Annotated in this window: 7 protein-coding genes; 6 read left to right on the top strand and 1 reads right to left on the bottom strand. The window is 70.0% G+C overall.

Features of this window, described 5'->3' with window-relative positions; translation table 11 throughout:
* The first annotated feature begins 260 nt into the window (after window positions 1-260).
* From ACWELQ_RS32105 to ACWELQ_RS32085, 5 genes are all read left to right on the top strand, one after another.
* A complete protein-coding gene (locus tag ACWELQ_RS32105; protein ID WP_452400781.1) occupies window positions 261-1,769 on the top strand; it encodes an MFS transporter in 1,509 nt (502 codons plus the stop codon).
* Window positions 1,770-1,818: 49 nt separating this feature from the next.
* Window positions 1,819-2,688, top strand: a complete 870-nt coding sequence (locus ACWELQ_RS32100; RefSeq protein ID WP_452400780.1) for a ribokinase — start codon at window positions 1,819-1,821, stop codon at window positions 2,686-2,688.
* A 43-nt stretch (window positions 2,689-2,731) separates the two neighbouring features.
* A complete protein-coding gene (locus tag ACWELQ_RS32095) occupies window positions 2,732-3,271 on the top strand; it encodes a PadR family transcriptional regulator (RefSeq protein ID WP_452400779.1) in 540 nt (179 codons plus the stop codon).
* Window positions 3,272-3,393: 122 nt separating this feature from the next.
* Window positions 3,394-4,257, top strand: a complete 864-nt coding sequence (locus ACWELQ_RS32090; protein ID WP_452400778.1) for an SDR family oxidoreductase — start codon at window positions 3,394-3,396, stop codon at window positions 4,255-4,257.
* Between the two features lie 122 nt (window positions 4,258-4,379).
* Complete coding sequence (locus tag ACWELQ_RS32085) at window positions 4,380-5,126, top strand: short-chain dehydrogenase/reductase (protein WP_452400777.1); 747 nt, start codon at window positions 4,380-4,382, stop codon at window positions 5,124-5,126.
* A gap of 15 nt (window positions 5,127-5,141) precedes the next feature.
* Here ACWELQ_RS32085 and ACWELQ_RS32080 read toward each other — a convergent pair whose 3' ends face one another.
* Window positions 5,142-5,720: a TetR/AcrR family transcriptional regulator gene (locus tag ACWELQ_RS32080; protein WP_452400776.1), complete on the bottom strand. Its 579-nt coding sequence runs from the start codon at window positions 5,718-5,720 to the stop codon at window positions 5,142-5,144.
* Window positions 5,721-5,834: 114 nt separating this feature from the next.
* On the opposite strand from ACWELQ_RS32080, the gene ACWELQ_RS32075 reads away from it, so the two are divergent.
* The coding region (locus ACWELQ_RS32075; RefSeq protein WP_452400775.1) for an oxidoreductase at window positions 5,835-7,412 on the top strand (1,578 nt) is incomplete at its 3' end.

Here is a 7,412-nt window from a genome sequence, read left to right as displayed (position 1 = left end):
GACCGGGTCGGCGGTGGCCAGGCCCGCGCCGGCCAGCGGCGCGGACAGCACCGCGAGGACCAGCAGACCGCGGGTGGCGGTGCGTCGAATTACGGCTGTACTCATGGCGAAATCACCTTCATCAGGGGGAATGCTCCGAAAGTCGCGGAGCGCGAAGATGATTCAAGTCGACCCGCCGCCGGATCCCCAGTGTTGCGCGGCCTTCTTCAGGACAGCTTCAGATCCCCTGCGCACACCGCGAAACTTGCTACCGTGGGCCAATGACCGCGAGCATCCGGTTGTCCTCGGGCACCGGCCGATGGGTTCTCCTCGCGACCGTCCTCGGTTCGGGGATGGCCATGCTGGACGCCACCGTCGTCAATGTGGCCCTGCCCAGGATCGGCGACGAATTCGGCGCCTCCATGGCGGATCTGCAATGGACCGTCAATGCCTACACGCTCACGTTGGCCGGGCTGATCCTGCTCGGCGGGTCGCTGGGCGACCGGTACGGGCGGCGACGCGTATTCCTGATCGGCGTGGTGTGGTTCGCCGTCGCCTCGGCGTTGTGCGGTGCGGCGCAGGATGTTTCGATGCTGATCGCGGCGCGGGCGCTGCAAGGGGTGGGTGGCGCGCTGCTCACACCCGGATCACTGGCCATCATCCAGGCCTCGTTCCGGCCCGACGAACGCGCCAAGGCGGTCGGCGCCTGGTCGGGGCTGGGCGGTGTCGCGGGCGCCATCGGGCCGTTCCTGGGCGGCTGGCTGGTGGAGGCGGCCGGGTGGCGGTGGGTGTTCCTGCTCAATATTCCGCTCGCCGCGGTGGTCGTGGCGGTGACGGCGCGGCATGTGCCGGAAACCCGTGACGAGTCCGCGCACGGCAGGTTCGATGTGCTGGGCGCGGTGCTGGCGGCCGGATGCCTGGCCGGGATCACCTACGCGCTGACCATGGCCCCCGTGCACGACGCGAACCGGATCCTGGTGTGGGGCAGCGCGATCGCGGGCATCGCGGCCGCGGCGGGTTTCGTGGTGGTGGAGCGGCGGCGCTCGCGCGCCGATCAGGATCCCGGTGCCATGCTGCCCGTGGACGTGTTCGCGTCCAAGCAGTTCAGCGCCATCAACGTGGTCACCTTCGTCATGTACGGCGCGATGAGCGTGGTCTTCTTCCTGCTGGTGCTGACCCTTCAGGTGGTGTCCGGGTTCAGCCCGATCGCCGCGGGCACCGCCATGCTCCCGGTCACCATCCTCATGCTGTTGTTCTCCGCACGGTCCGGAGCACTGGCCCAGCGCATCGGCCCCCGCTGGCCGATCACCATCGGCGTCCTGCTGGCCGCGGCGGGCATGCTGCTCATGACCCGGATCGGCGTCCACACCTCCTACCTGCTCGATGTCCTGCCCGCCGCAATGGTTTTCGGTCTCGGCCTGGTCCTCGCGGTGGCGCCCCTCACCGCGACCGTCCTCGCCACCGCCGACGAGCGCCACGCGGGCGTGGCCAGCGGCGTCAACAACGCGGTCGCCCGCGCCGCCGGTCTGCTCGCGGTGGCGGCCATCCCACCCCTCGCGGGTCTCACCGGCTCCGCCTACACCGACCCCGCCGCCTTCGCCCACGGCTTCCGCCTGGCCATCCTCACCTCGGTCATCCTCATGGTCGCGGCCGCCGCCCTCGCCTTCTTCACCGTCCGCGACGACGCCCTGCGCCAGGCCCCGCCCGACTGCGAACCCGAATGCAAGACCTTCTCCGCCGTCGCCAGCCCACCCCTAGAACCCCATCACTCGCCGAAGTCCGCGACCTAGCCGGTGGCGCTGGAACCGTTGCCGACCGAGCCCGACTAGGGTCCGGGGCATGGCGCGAATCGCGGTGGTGGGCAGTATCAATATGGATCTGGTGACGACCGTGGGGCGGCGGCCGCAGCTCGGGGAGACGGTGTCCGGACAAGGCTTCGCGCTGGTGCCCGGCGGCAAGGGATCGAATCAGGCGATCGCCGCGCGACGGGCCGGAGCCGACGTCGATTTCGTGGGAGCCGTCGGTGATGACGTCTTCGCGACCGCGCTGCGAGAGGTGCTGCGCGAGGCCGGGGTCGGCGTTTCCCGCTTGCGGACGGTGAACGGACCGAGCGGCATCGCGACGATCGTGGTGGACGGTGGCGGCGAGAACACCATCATCGTGGTGGCGGGGGCCAATGGGCGGCTGACGGACCTGACCGCGGCCGAACGGCAGACGATCGCCGACGCGGATGTGCTCATGTGCCAGTTGGAGATTCCGGTGGCGACGGTGCTGGCCGCGGCCCGGCACGCGCGGGCCAACGGGACCGTCGTGATGCTGAATCCGTCACCGGTGCGGGAACTTCCGGCCGAGGTGTGGGCGGAAGTCGACGTCGCCGTGGTGAACGAGGGCGAAGGCGAGCAGTTGGCGGGCGCGCTCGCCGCAGTACCCCATGTGATCACCACGCTCGGTGCGGCCGGGGCGTCGTATCGGGGCCGAGACGGAAAGACGCTGTCGCAGCCCGGTGTCGCGGTGCGAGTGGTCGACACCACCGGCGCTGGCGACACTTTCACCGGCGCACTGGCCGCGCACTGGCACGAGGGCCCGGCGACGGCGCTGGCGTGGGCGTGTACGGCCGGTGCGCTGGCGACGACGAAACTGGGTGCCAGCGCCTCGATTCCGGAACTGGCGGAGATCCGGCAGGCGCTCGCCGAGGCCGGGGCACGATAGACGAATGTGATGATGGGGGGCGGGTTCGAGGAAAGGGTGCGGGATGTCGCTGCGGCACGGGCTGTTGGGATTGCTGGCGGAAGGCCCCGCGAGCGGGTACGACCTGGCGCAGCGATTCCAGGAAGCGCTCGGGCCGGTGTGGCCCGCCCGACATCCGAAGATCTACGCCGAACTGGGGAAGCTGGCCGAGGCGGGCCTGATCGAACTCGACAGCGAGGGCGCGCGCGGCCGAAAGGCGTACCGGATCACCGAGACCGGGCTGGCGGAGGTCCGACGCTGGCTGGTCGAGGAGGAGGTCGATCACACCCTGCGACTCGAACCGCTGCTGCGCTCGTTCTTCTTCTGGCTGATGGAGCCGAAGGATCTGGACGAGCATCTCGAGCGTGAGGGCAAGTTCTTCGGCGACACCGCGGCCATGTACCGCGAGCTGACCTTGGCGAAGGATCGCGGGGATTACGGGACCGATCCGCACGACAAGTCCAAGCGCATCGCGGTCGAGGCGGGCATCCGGTTGTATGAGGCGCTGGCCGAATGGGCCGAGTGGGCGCGCGACGAGCTGGCCGAGGACAAGCAAAACCTGTAGCCCACAGGGGTATTCGAATCTTCCCGGGAGATCCGCAGGCGTTGACATGTCCCTTGGGACATGTACCCTTGTACCTATACCCGGGTAATGCGTATCAACCGCGATTCGATCCGAGGCTCCACATGACACCAGCCACCCACCCCCGCGCCGTCCTGCTCACCGGCGCGAGCGGCGGTATCGGCCGCGCCTGCGCACTGGCGCTGGCCACCAAGGGATTTCACGTCTACGCCGGCGTCCGCACCGCGACGCCGGAGCTCGATGCCACCGGCATCACCCAGCTCACCCTCGATGTCACCGATTCCGACGGCGTCGCCGCGGCCGCCGAACAGGTGGCGAAACAGCAAGACGGACAAGGGATTCACGCCGTCGTCAACAACGCGGGCGTGCTCGTCCAGGGCCCGACCGAACTGGTCCCGATCAGCGAATGGCATCGGCAGTTCGAGGTGAACGTGTACGGACCGGTGCGCGTCATCCAAGCCTTCGGCCCGCTGTTGCGTGCGGGCGGTGGGCGCGTGGTCAATGTCAGCGCTGCCAGCGCCCGGGTGCCCTTCCCGTTCCTCGGCCCGATCGGCGCGAGCAAGGCCGCGCTGGAGTCGTATTCGGAATCACTGCGGGTGGAATTGGCCCCGTGGCGAGTCCCGGTGTCGATCGTGCAGCTCGGGGCCATGCGGACCGAGATCTTCACGAAGTCGGCCGCCGCCGCGGATATCGCACTGACACAGGCGGATCCGAGGACGGTCGCGCTGTACCGGCGGCAGCTCGCCGCCTTCGAGCAGGCCGCCGCCCGGCAGCGCTACGCCCCGGTCGGCGTCGCGGTGTCGGCGATCGTCCGCGCGGTCGAGGCGCGGCGGCCCCGCGCCCGCTATGTGGCGGGCACCGACGCCCGGCTGGCGGTCTGGCTCTCGCGGATCCCGGCGCGCTGGCGCGACCGCGTCTTCGAGCGCGCGCTCGGCCTGTCCGGCCTCGAGCCCGCCCCGGTCGCGTAGCGGGCCCGGGAACAGATCACCACCTACCGCACTTCCATCGTCGTGGACATTTGACCAAGAATTGAACCGGTCGAATGTCCACGACGTTTGGCATCCAAGATCGACAGTCAGGAGCTGGGCCAATGGATTTGGGACTCGACGGCAGGACCGCGGTCGTGACGGGAGCGTCGGCGGGGATCGGCGCGCAGATCGCGCGGACGCTCGCGGCGGAGGGGTGCCATGTGCATCTGGCCGCCCGCAGCAAGGAGCGGCTGGACGAGCTCGGCGAGGAGTTGCGCGGGGAGCACGGGGTTCGGGTCGTCACCCAGGCGGTCGATCTGCGGTCGGCCGGGGAGCTCGAGCAATTGGCGACGGCTGCCGGAGCGGCGGACATCCTGGTCAACAATGCCGGGGACATTCCGGCGGGGACCCTCGAGGCCGTCGACGCCGAGACCTGGCGGCACGCCTGGGATCTCAAGGTTTTCGGCTACATCGATCTGAGCCGCCGGATCTACGCGCAGATGAAGCAGCGCGGGCGCGGGGTGATCGTGAACGTGATCGGCTCGGCGGGCGAGCGGCCCGACGCCGAGTACATCGCCGGCAGCACCGGCAATGCCGCGCTCATGGCCTTCACCCGCGCACTGGGCAGCCGCAGCCCGCGCGACGGCGTCCGGGTGGTCGGTATCAATCCGGGGCCGGTGGCCACCGCGCGCATCACCACGCTGATCGAGACCAATGCCCGTTTCGCCGGGATGGCCGCCGACTTCCCGTTCGGCCGTCCGGCCCATCCGAGCGAAATCGCCGATATGGCGGCATTTCTCGCCTCCGACCGGTCCGGCTACACCACCGGCACCATTGTCACGATCGACGGCGGGCTGAGCCTGCTCTGACAGGTCCCACGAAGGTCAAGCGGCCGAGGTCTTCTTGCCCGTGTACAGGGCGACCAGGTCGGCCAGCTGTTTCCCGGCACGCTCCAGCGGCGCGGTGGAGCGTGACGCCAGGGACATGACCACCGCGCCCTCGACGGCGGCCACGATGGTGGTGGCCAGCGAGTGCGCGGTCTCGGGCGCCACGTTCTCGGCCTCGAGCCGCTGGGCGAGGATGGCCTCCCATTCGGTGAAGGTCTCCCCCGCCACGTCGGCGGCCTCGGGCGATTCCGAGCGCCCGACCGCCGCGGCGGCGATCGGACAGCCCGCGGCGAAATCGGTGGAGACCAGCGTCTCCCGCCACATGCCCGGGAACGCGGCGATGGCGCTGGCCAGGTCGGTGCCCGCGAGGATGGTCCGGATGAGTGCGCTCGACGCCTGCCCGGCCGCCCGGGTGGCCTCGGCGACCAGTTCGGATTTGCCGCCGGGGAAGTTCAGGTAGATGGACCGGCGCGAAATGCCGCTGTGGTCGAGCAGCTGCGCGATGCCGGTTCCGGCGATGCCGTTGCAGCGCATCAGGGCGATGGCGCTGTCGATGAGGCGGTCGCGGGCACCCATGAACGGTTCCTCCTTGCTGTATACCGATCGGTGTACTACCGTTTTGATATACCGATTGGTCTACCCAGTGTAGTCCGCCGCTCACCCCTTCGACGAGGAATCGGGACCCACACCATGGCAGCACCAGCAACCCCGCCGACCCTGCACGATCCATTGCCGCTGGCGAGCGGTCAAGTGCTCCCCAATCGGCTGATGAAGTCCGCTCTCAGCGAAGGGCTCGCGACCGCCGACAATGCCCCCGACATCCGCTTGGAGCGACTCTACGGGCGCTGGAGCGAGGGCGGCTACGGGTTGATCGTCACCGGCAATGTCATGGTCGACCGCCGCCACTGCGGCGAACCCGGCAATGTGGCGATGGAGGACGAACGGCACCTGGACGCCATGACCCGCTGGGCAAAGGTCGCCAAGGACGGCGGCGCGAAGGTCTGGGTGCAGCTGAATCATCCGGGGCGGCAAGCCAATCCGATCGTCACCCGCACCCGCGCGGTCGCGCCGTCGGCCATCGCGATGGGCATTCCGGGCGTGCCCGCGCCGCGCGCGCTGACCGAGGACGAGATCGGCGACATCATCGCCCGCTTCGGGCGGGCCGCCCGGGTCGCCGAGGCGGCCGGGTTCGACGGTGTGCAGATCCACGGCGCGCACGGCTATCTGGTGTCGCAGTTCCTGTCGCCGCTGTCGAATCAGCGCACCGACGCCTGGGGTGGTGATCCGGACAAGCGGCGGCGCTTCGTGGTGGAGGTGGCGCGCAGCATTCGCGCCGCGGTGAGCCCGAGCTTCGGGCTGGGCATCAAGCTGAATTCGGCCGACTTCCAGCGCGGCGGTTTCACCGAGGACGAGTCGCGCGCGGTGATCGAGGAGCTCTCCGGCGAGGGCCTGGATCTGTTCGAGATCAGCGGCGGCAGTTACGAATCCCCGGCCATGATGGGCCGCCCGCGCACCGCGTCGGAGAGCACCCGCGCCCGCGAGGCGTACTTCCTCGACTACGCCGAGACCGCCCGCAAGGCCGCGGGCACGGTGCCGATCGCGGTGACCGGCGGCTTCCGCTCGCACGCCGCCATGTCCGAGGCACTGGGCAGCGGTACCTGCGATGTGGTCGGCCTGGGCCGTCCCGCCGCCGTGATCCCCACCGCCGCGGCCGATCTGCTGACCGCGCGCACCGAAGCCCTACGGCCCCCGCACATCTCGCTCGGCCTGCCGCCGCGGCTGGCGGCGAACGGCAGCCTGAAGTCCTTCGACGGCGCGCTCGACCTGCAATGGCACACCGATCAGCTGCACCTCATCGGCGCGGGCAAGCAGCCGGATCCGGACCGCTCGCCGTGGCTGACGGCGGCGACCATGCTGCGCCGCAACGGTTTCGACGCCTTCCGCAGCAAGCGCTCCGCCACCCGGGCCACCGGCACCGCCAAGGCCACCGGCACTGACCGAGCCACCACCGAGGCCGCCGATCGATCCAAGGCCGCCCGCAAGTTCCAGCGCGAACGCGCCCTCGGCCGCGCCGTCCTCAATCCGGCCGTGCGCGCGCTGGACAAGGTCGGCATCCGCACCACCTTCGCCACCGAGATCGAGACCATCGGTCGCAAATCCGGTGCGCCACGCCGGGTTCCGATCTCCCTGCTCCTCGACGACGACGGCGCGTGGGCGATCTGCCAGCACGGCCTGCGCCGGTCCGAAACCGCCCGGTCACCGGTTGTA

Source organism: Nocardia sp. NPDC004722 (genome assembly GCF_053601505.1).
The sequence above is the reverse complement of the archived record's forward strand: the minus strand, read 5'-3'. Positions and strand labels throughout refer to the sequence as shown.